A 17,307-nucleotide genomic window follows, 5' to 3' on the forward strand; every position below is an offset into this window, starting at 1 on the left:
TTTATCCGCCTCCAACAAATTCTAATAATTCTAATCGATCTGATTCTCTAACGACAATTTCATTAAACTGATCATTTTTAACAAGTGTGTCGTTCCACTCCACGATGATTCTTTCTTGATCTAATTCCAGTGACTGTAGTAAGTCCGACAAAGTTAATGCCTCATCGAAATTAAATTCATCTCCATTAATGATACATTTCATAAATGAACACTCCTTTTAGCTTTAAAATCTTTAATTAATGATGGTGGTTGATCATTGACGATCCATTCTGCCATGAGCTTTCCAATGATCGGTGAAAGTAAAATGCCATTTCTATAATGGCCAGTAACGAGAAACAGTCCATTATCTATTTCATCCATGATTGGCCACTCATGATCAGTGTATGGTCTAATACCTGACCATTTATGAATAATGTTGCTGCTGTTTAACAGTGGAATATATGCGGCTGCTTTGTTAAATAACCATTGTTCTCCTTCAGTTGAAGTACCAACAGAATAATCATCTACATAACTCGTCGCACCTACTAAAAATCTATTGCCTCGTTTAGGTACGATATAACAGCCATTCGTCATAAACAAAGTTTGTTTTAAGTTAAGATGTTCATGCTCTAGTAACAACACTTCACCTTTAACCCCTGTTACTTTAGGTTCGATTTGATAGTTTTCTAGTAAGTCATTACTCCATGCACCTCCAGCTACAACAACTTTTTTGGCAAGCAAAATGCTGTGAGAAGTTTGAACTTTATAACAGTCTTTCAAACGCTTTAAAGATTTGACCTCGGTATGATATAAGCGGTCAATGCCTTTATTGTTAATAGATTTCAACAATGCTTTCGTATATTTAGAAGCATTAATTTGACCATCATTAGGAATGTAAATGGCATGATGATTGAAATCAATTGAGTCGTTACAAAGGTCTTTTAAACTATTTTCACTAAGCGTTGTCACAGAACGATCTCGCTGATTCAAAAAGTGATATTGTGCTTTTAAACATTCAATATCATCTTCTGATGCAGCCATTTTAATTAAGCCATGTTCTTGATAATCGATATTAATATTTGTTTCTTTGTATAAATCTTGGCTCAAAGATTTGAAATAATCTCTTGAACGTAATGCAAGTTGGTAAAGAGCTGTATCTTGTACAAATTCATTTTGAGCACCTAACATGCCACCAGCTTTATATGAAGCATGTAAACCAGGGACATCTCGGTCAATTACGGCAATAGATAAAGAATCCTTATCACTTAGCGTTCGTGCAATAGACATACCAATCACACCAGAACCGATAATTACCACATCATACATATGCATTCCACACCTTTCTTAAAGAATCAATTTCTTTGGTACTAGAATCTCTGAAAAACGAAATTGCACAAATGCCTTGAAAACCTTTAGGAAGAAATTGAAGAGAATGTTGATCAATACCACCAATTGCAAAAATAGGTATATCAATAGAAGTAGCACGTTTGATTTCTGCAGCTGTCCTAGGAACATAGCCTTCTTTAGAAGTTGATTCAAAGATGTGGCCAAAGAACACAAAATCTAAATGATGCATTTGCGCTTGTTGAATGCTCTCAGATGAATGTGTCGACATGCTCACTGAAATATGAGCATGACTTTGTTTATATAGAAAAGCTTGCGCATCATTTTCTCGAAAATGAATAAAACTTAAGTCATATAATTCAAGCAGAGAAGTATCTGAATGAATCATTAATTTATTTTTAGGAAAACCATGGTCCATTAAATACTCAATAGAATGACATAGCGAATCACGACTCATAGGCACTCTGAGCAATAACAAATCAATCTCCTTAGAAATGCTAATGTAATGATCTAAATCAATATGTTCCAAATACTTGTACGGTGAAACGGCAATAAACAATTGAATCACTCCAAATAAAAAAGCGCTATTTCTCTAGATAGAAAAATAGCGCAAAAATTAGCTTCTTTAGATACGCCACTTTCCTACGCCAGTATGAACTGGATCAGGTTCAGGGAATCCCAAAGTCACTACTTTAGTCTCAGCCTCTAATAAGGCACTTCCAGTGGTTACTTATTTAATTATTAATTTCATTGTACATATAATAGTTTGAATGTTCAAATAGAAAAGTAAAAGAGCATGGAGTTTAATAAAAATAATAAAGGGAATTAAAACATATAATAACAAGATTATTATACACGTTTGAAGAGTTTATAACATAAAAGGTGGGATGAGAGATGGGTACACTTTTATTTATCGTATCATTAATTATTATTTTGATTTTATACCTTATTCTTAGAATGAAATATATTAAAGATTTCAAAAAAAGAAGAAGCGTACGTAAAAGAGAACAAAGAATAAAAGAACTCGTTAACGCAGCATTTAAAATCGATCAATTACAGTTGATTGAAGAACGGAAAACGGACATTAAACTGAAATATAATAAAAGGGCAATAGCCGTTCAGCCCGAACAAATCAAATTAGTAGATGCTATTGAAGATGAAAGAATAGAAGTTACGTACGAATTACCAAATGGAATTACGAAAGAAGAAGTCTTTGATTTCATCATAGACAACAGTAATTTCTATATATCTAAAGAACGCTATAATGATTTAAAAACACATAATAAGTAATTGGATGGAGGTTGTATTTATGAACCCTGTTGTAAAAGTATATACAAATGAAAAAGACTTAGAAGCGGATCTTAATACGCTGAAAGACACAGGCATTAGCCAAAAAGATATTTATGTATTGTCATCAAGCGAAGAACACACAGAAAAGATTGTTAGCCAAACCGAATTAGAAAATGTGAATTATAATAGACAAGATATAGGTGGTTACACATATAAAGAAGATGAATTTCTAAGAAAATTAGAAATACTTAATGTAAAAAAAGAAGAAGCGGAAAAATATATAAAAGAAATAGAGCAAGGAAACGTGCTGTTGATTGTAACAGATCAAAGAATAAAAGGTGCGTTGTAATAGGATAGGTAATGAAAGTATAGAGCAAAAGAAACACTCCAAAGAATAATTGGAGTGTTTTTATTATGAAATTTAGTACATTAATTCAAGAATTTGGACGCTTGTTACCTAATAAATCACCTATAAAAAGGGTATTCTAACGTATTCTTGAAAAATTATATAAAAACTTTATAAAAAGTAGTTGACATTAAATGGTAATTATATATAATGTAAGTGTAACCTATAATTCACTCTTGAAAGGGAGGATGTATGTATAAGATTATTAAGTTAGAACTGTACGATTTAGAGGGGTACATCACCGATGGTAAAGGTGGCGTATTTAGGACTGAGGAATATGCGATTCCTGAAGATTTAAATGTTAAAGATTTACAGGATGATATTGATGAGAGGTTTGGAGAGTCTCTTAGCGATTCGACTGAATTTTACAATTCGGTATTTATTGTCGTAACTGTAAAGAAACATGTAGATGACAAAAGTTTATTAGTATTAAAACAGAATTCTACTTCGCTTAATGCAAGTGTTTGTAGAATCAATGAGATTTGCTTGTATTTAAATAGTGTTTTTCAAAACACAAGATTATAGTAGGTATAATGTAATTCAAACGATTATATTGATAAGATATGTGATTGTTTCCTTCCTAATAGCTTCGATTTAGTAATACTTTCTTTTTAATTTCTCATATATAGATAGATATTTAATTTAATAGAGTGCATACATTCCTTAATGATATAGTGATTTATAGGTTATATAGAGTTTGGAATTACTCTATGGATTTCTGAGAAGAATTATAGGTACAATTTAAACCAATGATCATAACAACGTTTATTAGAATTTAGTTCTAATTTAATATAGTATTATCCTAATTGAAATGTTAGGGAGGTTACTTATTTTGAGGACTCCTTTCATTTTAGAAAGAATTATAGAAAAATGTGAAAGATATTGTAGAAGATATTATAGATAAAATGTGGAAGATATTGTAGAAGATATAGTGGGAATAAATATTTTCGAACTTTAAAAGTGGGATATTGAATATTATAAAGAAGGCCCTTAAGGTTGATGACCTTAAGGGCTTTTTTTTACATTTTTTTAAGTTTTGTATTAATTTTCTTGCTTTGTTGTATGTTGATTATGAGGAATATCAACCATATTACAATGAATATGAGTGTGAATACTGTGAGTGCGCCTATTAGGGGCTCTGGTTGTAATGGTACCCAATGGTTTATCGTTGAGATGATGAAGAATGTTAAGATGCTGCCTCCTAAATGAATGATGAGTTTGAAGGGTAAAGGTATGCGATCTACTTCATAAACGATTGGTAAGAATCCGCATACTGCACCGAATAGGTAAACGCTGAATACTTCTTGGAATCCTATTGTAACTTCAAATATGGCGATGAATATGAGCATGATGCTACTTCCTATGCCAATGCCTTGTAGGGTTGATTTTAATGTTTTATTCATGATTTTCTCCTCCTTATATTCCTAATATTTGAGTTAAGTTTTTGACGTATCTTCTGGATATCGTCACTTTTTGATTGTTTATAAGTGTTGCATACAAATTTCCTGAAAAGGAAGTGGATACTTTTGTGATATGTTCTATGTTTACGATGGATGATTTAGTAATTTGTACAAATTTATTTTCGGGCAATGATTGTTGTAAGGCATTGAGTGACATTCTAGTCGTATATGTTTCTTTTGTTGTCGCAATGGTAAGCTGTTTATCAAATACTTCTGCGAATATAATGTCTGTTTTCGTAATGAGATAAACACCTTGTGAAGTTTTAATGCCTATTTTCCCGTTAGGCGTTTCATATTGTTGTATATATTTTAATAGGTTGTTACCAATTTCTTGTTCATATGTGTTGATGGTGACATCAGTTATTGTAGTAGATGCATCAATTTGTAAGTGTACATTGAATTTATCTTTCATATCCATGCCTCCTTTATATATATCGTATGTGTTTTGTACGATGTTGTCAGTAGTTATGTCATAACCGGTTTGATTGAAGGTGCAAGTGGTTATAAGTGCTGCTTTGTTGTTGGATTTTAATCGTGAATTAAAAAGCTGTCTTAACAAATCACTATACGTGGATCGTTAAGACAGCTTTAATTTATATTTTTAACATGCTACGGAAACCTCTTGCGCCATAATATGAATCGGCTCCGTTGTGATAGGTAAAGACTGTGTCGTAGCGTAAATCACAGAATAATGCACCACCAAGGTTTCTAATTTTCTCTGGTGTTTCTACCCAGCTTGATGATTTTTTATCAAATTCTCCAAGTGTTTGTAGGTGTCTATATTGTTCTTCTGTAAGTAATGTGACTTTCATTTCATTTACCATATCTATCGCGCTTTTTTCTGGTTTATATTTTTTTCTAGATTCTAGTGCTTCTCTGTCGTAACATACACTTCTGCGGCCTTTTGGACTTTCTTTTGAGCAGTCTACAAAAATATATTGATCATCTTCATATCCTATAACGTCAGGTTCTCCTTCTGTACGTTCCATTTCATGAAGTGACCATAATTTTTCTTGATTAGATTGTAAGTGGCTTTCTACATCCGACCATTCGATATGTTCGTGTCGTTCTGGAAATTTTTCAAAACGTTTTTTTAAGGTAGTGATAAGTTCTGTTTGTTCTTCTTGAGTAAGCTGTTGTGATGTCATAAAATAACCCCTTTTTATTTTATTTTAGCAAAATCTAACTTTATGAAAAGTCATATGTTATTGCTCTTTAGGAATGGATTGTAAAAATGATAAATATTCGTCTCCCCAGTTACATATCCCATTTACGACAGGTTCTAAATCTTTGCCGATTTCAGTTAAACTGTATTCTACTTTAGGCGGAACGACTGGATAAACAGTTCGACTAACAATATGGTCCTCTTCAAGTTCTCTTAATTGTCTAATCAGCATTCGTTGGTTAATATCTGGTAATTTTTTTTCTAACTGATTGAGTCTTAATGGTGTTTCTTGAAGTAAATGCCAGATGATTGGTATCTTCCATCGGCCACCGATAACCGATAATGCTAAGTCTTTAGAATTATAATATTCCGTTTCTTTATAATTGATGAGTAACATGATACGACCCCGTTTCTTCACTAAGTGACATATTTGTCAGTATTGCTTATTTTTGTATATTGTATCATAATTGATGATGTTAAGTAAGAAATACAAAGGAGATATAAATACTATGAAATTACAATTAGCAATAGATTTATTAAATAAAGAAGAAGCTGCCAAATTAGCTCAACAAGTTGAAGAATATGTAGATATAGTAGAAATCGGTACACCAATCGTAATTAACGAAGGTTTAGGTGCTGTTGAATTATTAAGTCAATCTGTTAAAGATGTTCAAGTTCTTGCTGACTTAAAAATTATGGATGCAGCTGGTTATGAAGTGAGCCAAGCTATTAAATTTGGTGCTGATATCGTCACAATTTTAGGCGTTGCAGAAGATGCATCTATTAAAGGTGCTGTTGAAGAAGCACATAAAAATGGCAAAGAATTATTAGTAGATATGATTGCCGTTCAAGACTTAGAAAAACGCGCTAAAGAATTAGATGCATTAGGTGCAGATTATATAGCTGTTCATACTGGATATGATTTACAAGCTGAAGGTGAATCTCCATTAGAAAGTTTACGCAAAGTAAAATCTGTTATTAAGCAATCTAAAGTAGCTGTAGCAGGCGGTATTACACCTGAAACAATTAAATCAGTTGCAGACGAAAATCCAGATCTAATTATCGTTGGTGGAGGAATAGCGAACGCTGAAGATCCAAAAGCAGCTGCTAAATTATGCCGAGATATTATTGAAGGTAAATAATATGAATAACTATAAAGTAATTCTTAATGAAATAGAAGATACTTTAAATCAAGTGAGTAAGCAAGTTACAGAGCAAGTCTTAGAGAGATTTTTATCTAAAGATGCTGTATTTGTAGCTGCAAAAGGACGCTCAGCATTTGTCGCAAATGGTTTTGCAATGAGATTGAATCAATTAGGTAAGAAAAGTCATGTCGTTGGTGAATCAACAACACCATCGATTAAACAAGATGACATATTACTTATCGTTTCAGGATCAGGTAAAACAGAACACTTAAAATTACTCGCACAAAAAGCAAAAGACATTGGTGCAGAAGTTATATTGCTATCAACGCAAGATAGCTCACCGATAGCAGATATTGCAAATCAAGTGATTAAATTGCCAGCAGGTACAAAATATGATGAGCAAGGATCAGAGCAACCGCTAGGAAGCCTATTCGAACAAAGTGCTCAAATATATTTAGATAGTATCGTAATAGATTTAATGCGAGAATTAAAAGTTAGTGAAACGACAATGCAAAATAATCATGCAAATTTAGAATAAAAAGTTTAGGACTTAAAGACTAAACTCAAAAAAATCTCTTCATTAGGTTATCGCCTAGTGAAGAGATTTTTGTATATTGAATTATCCGATTTTGAAAGTGCATGTTCAACTCACAATACTGTTTTTAGTATATATCATAATATGTTTTAAAATCTTACGATTTTGTTCGTGCATGCTTGCCTAGGGGTATGGCTCGAGCCTGTAGTCTCTCACTCATACTATTCCCCCGGGCGTCAGCACTTCACAAAATCGTGGAGAACATTCATTTTTCTTATATTTTTTCGTTTGTTCTTTTAAGTACATGCTGAATGTTGCAAGATTGACCAAACAAGCAACATAGAAGGCCTGTATGTTGCAAGACTGACCAAACAAGCAACATAGAAGTCCTGTATGTTGCAAGACTGACCAAACAAGCAACATAGAAGTCCTGTATGTTGCAAGACTGACCAAACAAGCAACATAGAACGCCTGTATGTTGCAAGACTGACCAAACAAGCAACATAGAAGTCCTGTATGTTGCAAGACTGACCAAACAAGCAACATAGAACGCCCGTATGTTGCAAGACTGACCAAACAAGCAACATAGAAGGTCCGTATGTTGCAAGACTGACCAAACAAGCAACATAGAAGTCCTGTATGTTGCAAGACTGACCAAACAAGCAACATAGAAGTCCTGTATGTTTTAAAATCTTACGATTTTGTTCGTGCATGCTTGCCTAGGGGTATGGCTCGAGCCTGTAGTCGCGCGCGGCATACTATGCCCCCGGGCGTCAGCACTTCACAAAATCGTGGAGAATAATCTAAGTAAAATCCGGATAAAGTGCACGAAGACTAATATATCAATAAAACAAACACCGGTAAGATTATAGAACTGATCAGCGCAGTTAAAATCATACCTATTGAACTAAAAGCAGCCGATTCGATATCAGTTTCTAATATTTTAGCGGTACCTATAGCATGTGAAGCATTTCCGTACGTGAGTCCTTTTGCAATGCAAGATTTAAAGTTAGCTATTTTTATTAAATATGAGCCTAGTATACTTCCTATCAGCCCTGTCCCGATAATAAACAGTACGGCTAAACTGTCTGTCCCTCCTATTTGCTGTGATACTTGAACACCAACTGCTGCTGTAATGGATCTAGGCAATAGTGAAGCGATCATTTCTTTTGAGTAACCTAAGACGTTTAACACGGTGAACATTAATATGAGATTGACGGATATTCCGACAAGTACGCTTGTTATAATAACTTTGAAATGTTTGACGATCATCGTTCTATACAAATATAAAGGATAGGCTAAACATACAACTGTGCAATTTAAAAAGTTATAAATCCACTTACCACCTGTCATATAATCTTGATAATCATATCCTAAGATAATGAGCACAAATATAATTGCAATCGAGGATACTAGGGCAGGATGGAGTAGCGCTATTTTAAATTTTTTTTGAATAAATAGTGAGAATATGTACATGATAATTGTTAAAACAATCATAAATAATGCTTTAATAATCATGAGTTATCACTACTTTCTTCTATATAACTGTGTTTTATCATTTTTTCAGCAACGTATCCAGAACATAAAGCAACGTTACATGTGCTTGCAACGACTAAAACGATTAAGAAGATAAATTGTGAATTCATTTGTTCCATTAAATCCATTGCACCTACAATAGAAGGGATAAAGAAAAATATCATTGTCCCTAATAATAAGTTCGCACCATCTTTTATCCAGTCTTCTTTTATAATTTTGAACTGCAATAGTAAGAATAATATTACGAGTCCTATAATACTGCCAGCAATTGGAATGTTTAACGTTTCCTGAATCCAACTACCTAATAAGGTAATTAAATAAAGAACACAGATTTGAAGTACGATTTTAATCATTTTTGAAATCATGTTAATCCAACCTTTTGTAAAAAAAATTAAGATGGCTGAAAGGTCATCCGATTATATAATAGTTAATTATAGAACTGATTCACGTAATTTGGAATATTATTTGTAGTGGTATGCTTTCTTTTTATTTTAAAAAATAAGGGATTAGTGTTTCAATGGATATAACAAGTGTATAGATTGGAGAGAATCATATGCCAAAATTAATTTTATGCCGACATGGTCAAAGTGAATGGAATGCTCAAAATTTATTTACAGGTTGGGCGGATGTGGCATTATCAGAACAAGGCTATAATGAAGCGAGAATCTCAGGTGAAAAATTATTAAAACAACAAATAGAAATAGACGTTGTGTATACTTCTCTATTAACTAGGGCCATTGAAACAACTTATTTATTATTAAAACATTCTCATCAATTATGGATACCTGTTTATAAAAGTTGGCGTTTAAATGAACGACATTATGGAGGACTACAAGGTAAGAATAAAGATGAAGCAAGAGAAGAGTTTGGTGAAGAACAAGTGCATATTTGGAGAAGATCATATGATACTAGACCACCAGAAGCGGATGAAAAGTTAAGAGAAACATATTTAAATGATAGAAGATACGCAATGTTAGATAGAAGAATTATGCCGGTATCAGAAAGTTTGAAAGATACATTAGACAGAGTGATACCATTTTGGATAGATCATATTTCTACAAGTTTGTTAAATCATCAAACAACACTTGTGTCTGCCCATGGAAATTCTTTAAGAGCACTCATTAAATATTTAGAAGATATACCCGATGATGAAATATCGGAATTAGAAATCAAAACAGGTGCACCGCTTATATATGAATTAGACGAATCATTAAAGGTAATTGAAAAATATTATTTGTAGTGATTATGAGTGATAAAAGTAAGAAAAAAAGTTATTTTTAACATAAGGGTTTACATTTTCTAATTTATACTGTATAGTAAGTCTCAAGTGATATTTCGAGATTAAATTAATTGGTAGTTTTATTCATTGTTAATAAAGTCCATTTAAGTTTGAAGATTGATTATTGCAAATATATCGTGCAAAAGCACACAGGAGGACTTTTATTATGAATAAAGGTACAGTAAAATGGTTTAACGCAGAAAAAGGTTATGGTTTCATCGAAGGAGAAAATGGTAACGACGTATTCGTACATTTCTCTTCAATTCAAACTGAAGGTTACAAATCATTAGACGAAGGCGCTTCAGTTACATTTGATATCGAAGAAGGCCAACGTGGACCTCAAGCGGTTAACGTTAACAAAAACTAATATTAAATTATTAGTTAAACACCTCATAACTTAGTTATGAGGTGTTTTTTTGTATGCTTTTTTATAGTTAATGATAATTGATTAACAATTCTGAATTTAATCATTAGCATTATAGTCGATGAAATGGTTAAATTAATATAACAATATATATAGGAGGTAATCGTGATGACAGAAATACAACATTTAACTTTAGGCAATAAAGATGCAAATATAACAGTAGAAGCATTTATAAATTTCGCATGTCCATATTGTGCGCATTATTTTGCAGCAGCTGATGAAGTTTTAGAACCTTATATCAATGATGGCAGTGTTCAATATGTGATTAAGCATTTTGATAAGACGAAACAAAGGCTATTAAAAGGTACTGTTGCAAATATTCATCTAGATTATAATGATCCTGAAGAAACATTGAAGATTATACGTCACCTATATGATACACAAGAAGAATGGACATTGAATTTTGAAACGATAGAAAGAAAAATGGAGTATGATCTTAGTTTATCTCCACAAAAAAATGCAGACGATCGATCATTAGCGATACATCAAGAAACATTTGAAAGAGGTATTAAAGGTATACCTACAGTTTTTATAAATAATGAAAAGTTTGAATTTAGCCCAACAGAAGATGATGTAGCTACAATTCAAGAAAAATTAAAAAAAGCACTCGAAAGTTAATGTATAGCATGATGATTAAATGAACCCAGGCAAGGCGCTTATTGAATAAGCCTCTTGTCTGGGTTCATTTAACTATAAAAGTGAATCTTATAAAACACATGAAATATTATCCTTTTTATATCAATTATGCTTTATATATACTGTTTGCAGAAAATTTTGAGTTGACTGAATTATTCGAAAGATATAGAATTAAAGATATTTTTAATTTAGAGAGAAGGTATTTTGTGTCTAGTCAGTCATATAAGCGCGATATGAAACAACGTCATATTATGTTATTAAGTTTTGGTGGTGTAATCGGTACTGGTCTCTTTTTAAGTTCTGGTTATACTTTGCAACAAGCTGGTCCTTTAGGTACGATGTTATCTTATATAGTAGGTGCAGTGTTAGTTTATCTCGTGATGTTATGTTTAGGTCAATTGGCCATTGAACATCCTGTTACGGGAGGGTTTCATGTATATGCTTCTAAATATATTCATCCTTCTATAGGATATATCGTCGCTTGGTTTTATTGGTTAACGTGGACTGTTGCACTTGGTTCGGAGTTTACTGCAGTAGGTATTTTAATGCAGAAATGGTTGCCAGACGCACCTGTATACATATTTTCAAGTATTGCGATAATACTTGTACTCGTTTTTAATATTATATCGACTAAGTTTTATGCTGAAGTTGAATTTTATTTTTCTTTAGTGAAAGTCTTAGCTATTATTGTTTTTATTGTTTTAGGTGCATTAACTTTATTCGGCCTTATTCATTACAGTGGATATAATGGGTTAGAAACAATTAAGTCTAGGTATACTAATCCTTCATTTCCTAACGGTTTAGGCGCTGTATTTTTAACGATGTTAGCAGTCAATTATGCATTTAGTGGTACTGAACTAATTGGTATTGCAGCTGGTGAGACTAAAAATCCTAAAGAAGTGATTCCTAAAGCGATTAATGCAACTTTATGGAGGTTAATTATTTTCTTTATCGGAACAATGGTTGTTATTTCTATTTTAATTCCGAGTTATCAAGGCAAATCTTTAGAAAGTCCTTTTGTTGTTATTTTTCAAAATATGGGTATTCCATATGCTGGAGATATCATGAATTTAGTGATCATTACGGCACTGTTATCTGCAGCAAATTCAGGACTGTATGCTGCGAGTAGAATGGTGTGGAGTTTATCTAATGAAGGCATGTTTCCAAACTATTTTAAAAAATTAAATAAACATCACATGCCGATACGCGCTACAATATTCAGTATGTGTGGAGGGTTATTAGCATTATTTTCAAGTGTTTATGCAGCAGACTCATTATATATTGTGCTCGTATCAATTGCAGGTTTAGCTGTTGTCATTGTTTGGATGAGCATTTGTTTATCTTATTTTAATGCTAAACGTTTAAACAAGCACATGAAAATACATCAAAGTGTGCCCATTATTGGCTTTATCTTATGTTTAATTTCATGTGTAGGTATGGTGTTTGATTCTAATCAATTTCCGGCCTTATACTTTGGAATACCATTTGCTATAATTGCGATTATTTTTTACTTTGTAAAATATCATAAAAAGGACGGTCAAACTATTGAGACTTCTAAATAAAATCAATCATGAACAAACATTAGTGTTAGATGGCGGTTTAGCGACAACTTTAGAAGGTTATGGATGTGATTTGAATTCTTCTTTATGGTCTAGTGAAGTGTTGATCCATCAACCTGATAAAGTAAGAGAAGCACATCAAGCATTTACGGATGCTGGCGCGGATATCGTGTTGACGAGTACATATCAAGCGAGCTTTGCTACGTTTAAATCTATTGGTATGTCGACTACAGAGATAGAACAATTATTTGATGTTGCGGTTAATAACATAAATGCAGCTGTAACAGATAAGCAAGTCGTAGTTGGAAGCTTGGGCCCATATGGCGCATATTTGAGTGATGGTTCAGAATATACTGGAGAATATGACATCTCAGTTGAAGACTATGTTCAATTTCATGAAGAACGTATAAATGCTTTGATTAATAGAGGTATTTACGATTTCGTATTTGAAACGGTACCTAATATTAATGAGATTAAAGCGATTGTCGAATATATCATTCCGAACTATAGTGATCAAATGACTTTTTGGATATCATGTACGGTTAATGATGAAGGTAATTTATCAGATGGTACTGATTTTGAAAAGGTAGTTCATTATATTAGTCAGCATGTCGATCGCGTGCCTGTATTTGGTATTAACTGTTCAAGTATTAATAGTGTAGACAAAGCTATTCATAAAGGATTGCTTGAATTACCACAAGTCATCGCATTGTATCCTAATGGCGGTAAAACGTTCGACCCTATTGAGAAAGTTTGGATAGGTGAAGGAGATAATGCATTACTTATTCAAAAATCAATAGAATGGATTGAACAAGGCGTTCAAATAGTAGGCGGTTGTTGCGAAACGACACCTCAAGATATAAAACAAATATATGATAGAACAAAGAAAGAATTTGGGATATAAATCCTAACTTAAAATAAATCACCCAATCCGTTGGAATCATTTTCGGATTGGGTGATTTTATATTTCTGATTTTGTAAAGTGCTGACGCCCGGGGGAATAGTATGAGTGAGAGACTACAGGCTCGAGCCATACCCCTAGGCAAGCATGCACTTTACAAAATCATTATAGTTTAGGACATTTTTCTTTATTTTGATGAATATTTCATTCTTGAAAGCCCTTTACTTGATAAAAATGGAAATAGAATAGTAAAATGTTCTATAAGAGGTATTTCCCTCTTATTAGTTTTATATATTTAGGAGGTATTTAGGATGGTAGTAGAATTTCACAATGAACCTGCAACAGATTTTACAAATGAAGAGAATCAACAGGCTTTTAAAGAGGCTTTAAAACAAGTTAAAGCTGAATTTGGTAAAGAAATTCCTCTCGTGATTAATGGAGAGAAAATTTTTACAGATGATAAATATGAATCTGTAGATCCCGCTAATCATCAACAAGTCCTAGGAACAGTTTCTAAAGCTACTAAAGAACAAGTCGATCAAGCTATGGAAGCGGCGAAAGAAGCTTATAAGACTTGGAGAAAATGGACTCCTGAAGAAAGAGCTGAATTATTAATAAGAGTATCTGCTATTATTCGTAGAAGAAAACACGAATTTTCTGCTTTAATGGTTTATGAAGCTGGTAAACCATGGAATGAAGCGGATGGAGATACAAATGAAGGAATAGACTTTATAGAATACTATGCACGCTCTATGATGGAATTGGCACATGGTAAGCCAGTCTTTGATAGAGAAGGCGAGCATAATCAATATATTTATAAACCTATGGGCCCTGGTGTTACGATACCACCATGGAACTTCCCATTTGCAATTATGACTGGTACGACAGTAGCACCCATTATCGCGGGTAATACAGTATTATTAAAACCAGCAGAAGATACACCTTTAATCGCATATAAGCTTATTGAAGTCTTAGAAGAAGCTGGTCTTCCTAAAGGTGTTGTTAACTTTGTACCAGGTGAACCTAAAGAAATAGGTGATCATTTAGTAGATCATAAAGATACACACTTTGTCACATTTACTGGTTCAAGAGCAACTGGAACACGTATTTTTGAAAGAGCTGCTAAAGTTCAAGAAGGACAAAACTTCTTAAAACGCGTTATAGCTGAAATGGGCGGTAAAGATGCAATTGTTGTAGATGAAAATGTCGACACAGATTTAGCTGCGCAAGCAATTGTAGATTCAGCATTTGGCTTCTCTGGTCAAAAATGTTCAGCTTGTTCAAGAGCGATCGTGCACAAAGATGTCTATGATGAAGTTCTAGAGAAATCAATCAAGTTAACAAAAGAACTGACAGTTGATCATACAGAAGGCGGTTCTGATGTGTATATGGGACCAGTTATCAATCAAAAACAATTCGATAAAATTAAAAATTATATCGAAATTGGCAGTAAAGAAGGTAAACTTGAAGTTGGTGGTAAAACGGATGACAGCAAAGGTTACTTTGTTCATCCAACAATTATCTCTGATTTAAAATCTAGCGATCAAATTATGCAAGAAGAAATTTTCGGTCCAGTCGTTGGGTTTACAAAAGGAGAAAACTTTGAAGAACTATTAGAAGTAGCGAATGATACGGACTACGGTTTAACAGGTGCAGTGTTTACAAATAATCGTGAGCATTGGAGACAAGCTTGTGAAGATTATGATGTAGGTAACTTGTATTTGAACAGAGGTTGTACAGCAGCAGTTGTAGGCTATCACCCATTCGGTGGTTTCAAAATGTCTGGTACAGATGCTAAGACTGGTAGCCCTGATTATATGCTTAACTTCTTAGAACAAAAAATTCTATCAGAACAATTTTAAATTAAGAATAAAATATAAAAAACAAACGAGCAGTAAGCGATGCTTTCATGTTAGACTGTCGATAAAGTCTTTAATTTATCGACAGTCTTTTTTGGTTTAAAAAGTTAATTTACTTATATGAATTCAACTATATTCAAGTAGTTTAATACATATAAAGCATAATCGTGGTGGTGGAAAATTTGGAGCATAATATTAAGAAATATAAATTTAAAGAAATATGGCTAATTCTTTTTGGCATGATATTCGTAGCAGCTACATTAAGAGCGCCTTTAACATCGGTAGGACCTGTAATAGAATTAATTAAATCAGACTTAGAAATCAGTAACACCCTTGCAGGACTGTTAACAACGATTCCGTTGATTATTTTTGGCTTTGTCTCACCGATCGTATCTAAAATCGTGACTAAGCTTACGATGTCGAGCACCATTCTATATGCTTTATTAATATTATTAGTAGGGTTGTTATTACGCGTATCAGGAGATATAGGGTTATTTATAGTCGGAACAATTCTATTAGGTATCGCTATCGCTTTTGGAAACGTATGTTTACCTAGCTATGTAAAATGGAGATTCCCATTACAAATAGGATTATTTACTGGTGTATATAGTGCCACAATGAATTTCACTGCAGGATTAGGTGGCGGATTAAGTTATCCATTGTCTGAAATAACACCACTAGGATTTCGTTTATCACTATCATTTTGGGTTGTATTAACGATATTAGCTATCGTATTTTGGTGGCCACAAGTTAAAAGTGGCAAACAAGAAGAATTACAAGCGACAAAAGCAATGCAAGCTAAAGTACAAGGACCAAAGGTTAGAATGGTCACATCCAAATTAGCTTGGGTAGTGGCATTAACAATGGCGATGCAATCAATGGTATTTTATACGGTTATAGCTTGGATGCCGACCATTTTAGTAGATAAAGGTATGTCACCAACAGCAGCAGGCTTTTTATTAATGCTAAACCAATTTTCACAAGTACCAATGACATTTATATTTCCAATAATCGCATCTAAAATGCAAAATCAAAAATTACTCGTAACAATTGTAAGTATGCTGTTTGTATTAGGATTTAGTTTGTTATTCAGTCAATCATACATAGTATTAGTTATTGGCATTATAATAGCAGGGTTTGGAATGGGAGCAGGATTCAGTTTATGTATGACATTCTTTTCAATACGTGCAAGAACAAACGCAGGAAGCATGTCATTATCAGGATTCGGACAATCGATTGGTTATTTTATAGCTGCCATAGGACCATTCTTAATCGGATTTTTACATGATTTATTAGGAGGATGGGATGTCGGAATCATCTCATTAATTGTCATATCAGTGTTATTTTATATCTTCGCACTACAAGCAGCTAGCGATAAATATGTAGAAGATTAGATGGTAAACGATTCTTGAATTAAAAAATAAATAAGAGTCCAGGATATAAATCCTAACTCAAAATAAATAACAACTCACTTCACTGATTTATTCAGCTAGTAATGAGTTGTTATTTTTTTATAGAATCTACGATTTTGAAAGTGCATGCTTGCCTGTGGTTGCTTTATGAATATGGTTCGAGCCTGTAGTCGCGCGGGGCATACTATTCCTCCGGGCGTCAGCACTTTACAAAATCGTGAGGAACATTCATATTTCTTATATTTTTTCGTTTGTTCTTTTAAGCACACGCTGTATGTTGCAAGACTGACAAAACAAGCAACATAGAAGCTCTGAAAGTTGCAAGACTGACCAAACAAGCAACATAGGACGCTTGAAAGTTGCAAGACTGGCCAAAC

The 17,307-nt window shown here is 33.2% G+C and carries 21 protein-coding genes and 1 riboswitch; of the genes, 12 read left to right on the forward strand and 9 right to left on the reverse strand.

Going from position 1 to position 17,307, the window contains the following annotated elements; all coding sequences use genetic code 11:
- Position 1: 1 nt before the first annotated feature.
- The 3 genes from thiS to PYW35_RS01720 are packed head-to-tail and all read right to left on the reverse strand — an operon-like array spanning position 2 to position 1,891.
- Complete coding sequence (thiS, locus tag PYW35_RS01710; RefSeq protein ID WP_016912621.1) at positions 2–202, reverse strand: sulfur carrier protein ThiS; 201 nt, start codon at positions 200–202, stop codon at positions 2–4.
- Positions 199–1,305, reverse strand: a complete 1,107-nt coding sequence (gene thiO, locus PYW35_RS01715) for a glycine oxidase ThiO (RefSeq protein ID WP_103323067.1) — start codon at positions 1,303–1,305, stop codon at positions 199–201. Before thiO ends, thiS begins: the two co-directional genes overlap by 4 nt.
- Positions 1,298–1,891, reverse strand: a complete 594-nt coding sequence (locus tag PYW35_RS01720) for a thiamine phosphate synthase (protein ID WP_103323066.1) — start codon at positions 1,889–1,891, stop codon at positions 1,298–1,300. Before PYW35_RS01720 ends, thiO begins: the two co-directional genes overlap by 8 nt.
- Positions 1,892–1,945: 54 nt before the next feature.
- Positions 1,946–2,054, reverse strand: a riboswitch (TPP riboswitch).
- Between the two features lie 163 nt (positions 2,055–2,217).
- Between PYW35_RS01720 and PYW35_RS01725 the strand changes: the two genes are divergently transcribed.
- The 3 genes from PYW35_RS01725 to PYW35_RS01735 all read left to right on the forward strand — a co-directional run bounded on the left by PYW35_RS01725 (position 2,218) and on the right by PYW35_RS01735 (position 3,544).
- Positions 2,218–2,613, forward strand: a complete 396-nt coding sequence (locus PYW35_RS01725) for a hypothetical protein (RefSeq protein ID WP_016912624.1) — start codon at positions 2,218–2,220, stop codon at positions 2,611–2,613.
- 19 nt (positions 2,614–2,632) lie between these two features.
- Positions 2,633–2,962: a YflT domain-containing protein gene (locus tag PYW35_RS01730; RefSeq protein WP_016912625.1), complete on the forward strand. Its 330-nt coding sequence runs from the start codon at positions 2,633–2,635 to the stop codon at positions 2,960–2,962.
- A gap of 249 nt (positions 2,963–3,211) precedes the next feature.
- The gene (locus PYW35_RS01735; protein ID WP_016912626.1) at positions 3,212–3,544 is read left to right on the forward strand and encodes a hypothetical protein; all 333 of its coding nucleotides are present in this window, start codon (positions 3,212–3,214) and stop codon (positions 3,542–3,544) included.
- A 494-nt stretch (positions 3,545–4,038) separates the two neighbouring features.
- Here the strand turns inward: PYW35_RS01735 and PYW35_RS01740 are convergent, their stop codons facing one another.
- From PYW35_RS01740 to PYW35_RS01755, 4 genes are all read right to left on the reverse strand, one after another.
- Positions 4,039–4,422, reverse strand: a complete 384-nt coding sequence (locus PYW35_RS01740) for a DUF3021 domain-containing protein (protein ID WP_103322494.1) — start codon at positions 4,420–4,422, stop codon at positions 4,039–4,041.
- A 13-nt stretch (positions 4,423–4,435) separates the two neighbouring features.
- Complete coding sequence (locus PYW35_RS01745; protein ID WP_169925679.1) at positions 4,436–4,891, reverse strand: LytTR family DNA-binding domain-containing protein; 456 nt, start codon at positions 4,889–4,891, stop codon at positions 4,436–4,438.
- Positions 4,892–5,072: 181 nt separating this feature from the next.
- The gene (locus PYW35_RS01750; RefSeq protein WP_103322492.1) at positions 5,073–5,627 is read right to left on the reverse strand and encodes a DUF4256 domain-containing protein; all 555 of its coding nucleotides are present in this window, start codon (positions 5,625–5,627) and stop codon (positions 5,073–5,075) included.
- 57 nt (positions 5,628–5,684) lie between these two features.
- Positions 5,685–6,041, reverse strand: coding sequence for a winged helix-turn-helix transcriptional regulator (locus PYW35_RS01755; RefSeq protein WP_016912630.1), 357 nt, complete (start codon positions 6,039–6,041; stop codon positions 5,685–5,687).
- 112 nt (positions 6,042–6,153) lie between these two features.
- Here PYW35_RS01755 and hxlA point away from each other — a divergent pair, with 112 nt between their 5' ends.
- Both hxlA and hxlB read left to right on the forward strand, forming a co-directional pair.
- The gene (hxlA, locus tag PYW35_RS01760; RefSeq protein ID WP_016912631.1) at positions 6,154–6,786 is read left to right on the forward strand and encodes a 3-hexulose-6-phosphate synthase; all 633 of its coding nucleotides are present in this window, start codon (positions 6,154–6,156) and stop codon (positions 6,784–6,786) included.
- Position 6,787: 1 nt separating this feature from the next.
- The gene (hxlB, locus tag PYW35_RS01765) at positions 6,788–7,327 is read left to right on the forward strand and encodes a 6-phospho-3-hexuloisomerase (protein WP_103322491.1); all 540 of its coding nucleotides are present in this window, start codon (positions 6,788–6,790) and stop codon (positions 7,325–7,327) included.
- Between the two features lie 831 nt (positions 7,328–8,158).
- Here the strand turns inward: hxlB and PYW35_RS01770 are convergent.
- Complete coding sequence (locus PYW35_RS01770; protein ID WP_103322490.1) at positions 8,159–8,842, reverse strand: LrgB family protein; 684 nt, start codon at positions 8,840–8,842, stop codon at positions 8,159–8,161.
- Positions 8,839–9,225, reverse strand: coding sequence for a CidA/LrgA family protein (locus PYW35_RS01775; protein ID WP_103322489.1), 387 nt, complete (start codon positions 9,223–9,225; stop codon positions 8,839–8,841). The genes PYW35_RS01770 and PYW35_RS01775 overlap by 4 nt, the downstream gene beginning before the upstream one ends.
- A gap of 188 nt (positions 9,226–9,413) precedes the next feature.
- Here PYW35_RS01775 and PYW35_RS01780 point away from each other — a divergent pair, with 188 nt between their 5' ends.
- The 7 genes from PYW35_RS01780 (at position 9,414) to PYW35_RS01810 (ending at position 16,912) form a co-directional block, all read left to right on the forward strand.
- A complete protein-coding gene (locus tag PYW35_RS01780) occupies positions 9,414–10,100 on the forward strand; it encodes a 2,3-diphosphoglycerate-dependent phosphoglycerate mutase (protein WP_016913014.1) in 687 nt (228 codons plus the stop codon).
- Positions 10,101–10,305: 205 nt separating this feature from the next.
- Positions 10,306–10,506, forward strand: coding sequence for a cold-shock protein (locus PYW35_RS01785; RefSeq protein WP_016913015.1), 201 nt, complete (start codon positions 10,306–10,308; stop codon positions 10,504–10,506).
- Positions 10,507–10,671: 165 nt separating this feature from the next.
- Positions 10,672–11,181 carry a thioredoxin domain-containing protein gene (locus PYW35_RS01790; RefSeq protein WP_016913016.1) on the forward strand — a complete coding sequence of 170 codons (510 nt, stop codon included), beginning with the start codon at positions 10,672–10,674 and terminating at the stop codon, positions 11,179–11,181.
- Positions 11,182–11,432: 251 nt separating this feature from the next.
- Positions 11,433–12,761, forward strand: coding sequence for an amino acid permease (locus tag PYW35_RS01795; RefSeq protein ID WP_050997844.1), 1,329 nt, complete (start codon positions 11,433–11,435; stop codon positions 12,759–12,761).
- On the forward strand, positions 12,745–13,662 hold the full coding sequence (gene mmuM / locus PYW35_RS01800; protein WP_016913018.1) for a homocysteine S-methyltransferase: 918 nt from the start codon (positions 12,745–12,747) through the stop codon (positions 13,660–13,662). Before PYW35_RS01795 ends, mmuM begins: the two co-directional genes overlap by 17 nt.
- 308 nt (positions 13,663–13,970) lie before the next feature.
- Positions 13,971–15,521, forward strand: a complete 1,551-nt coding sequence (gene pruA / locus PYW35_RS01805) for an L-glutamate gamma-semialdehyde dehydrogenase (protein WP_103323130.1) — start codon at positions 13,971–13,973, stop codon at positions 15,519–15,521.
- A gap of 179 nt (positions 15,522–15,700) precedes the next feature.
- The gene (locus PYW35_RS01810) at positions 15,701–16,912 is read left to right on the forward strand and encodes a CynX/NimT family MFS transporter (protein ID WP_239102469.1); all 1,212 of its coding nucleotides are present in this window, start codon (positions 15,701–15,703) and stop codon (positions 16,910–16,912) included.
- Positions 16,913–17,307: the final 395 nt, after the last annotated feature.

Source organism: Mammaliicoccus vitulinus, from assembly GCF_029024305.1.
Taxonomy (GTDB): Bacteria; Bacillota; Bacilli; order Staphylococcales; family Staphylococcaceae; genus Mammaliicoccus; species Mammaliicoccus vitulinus.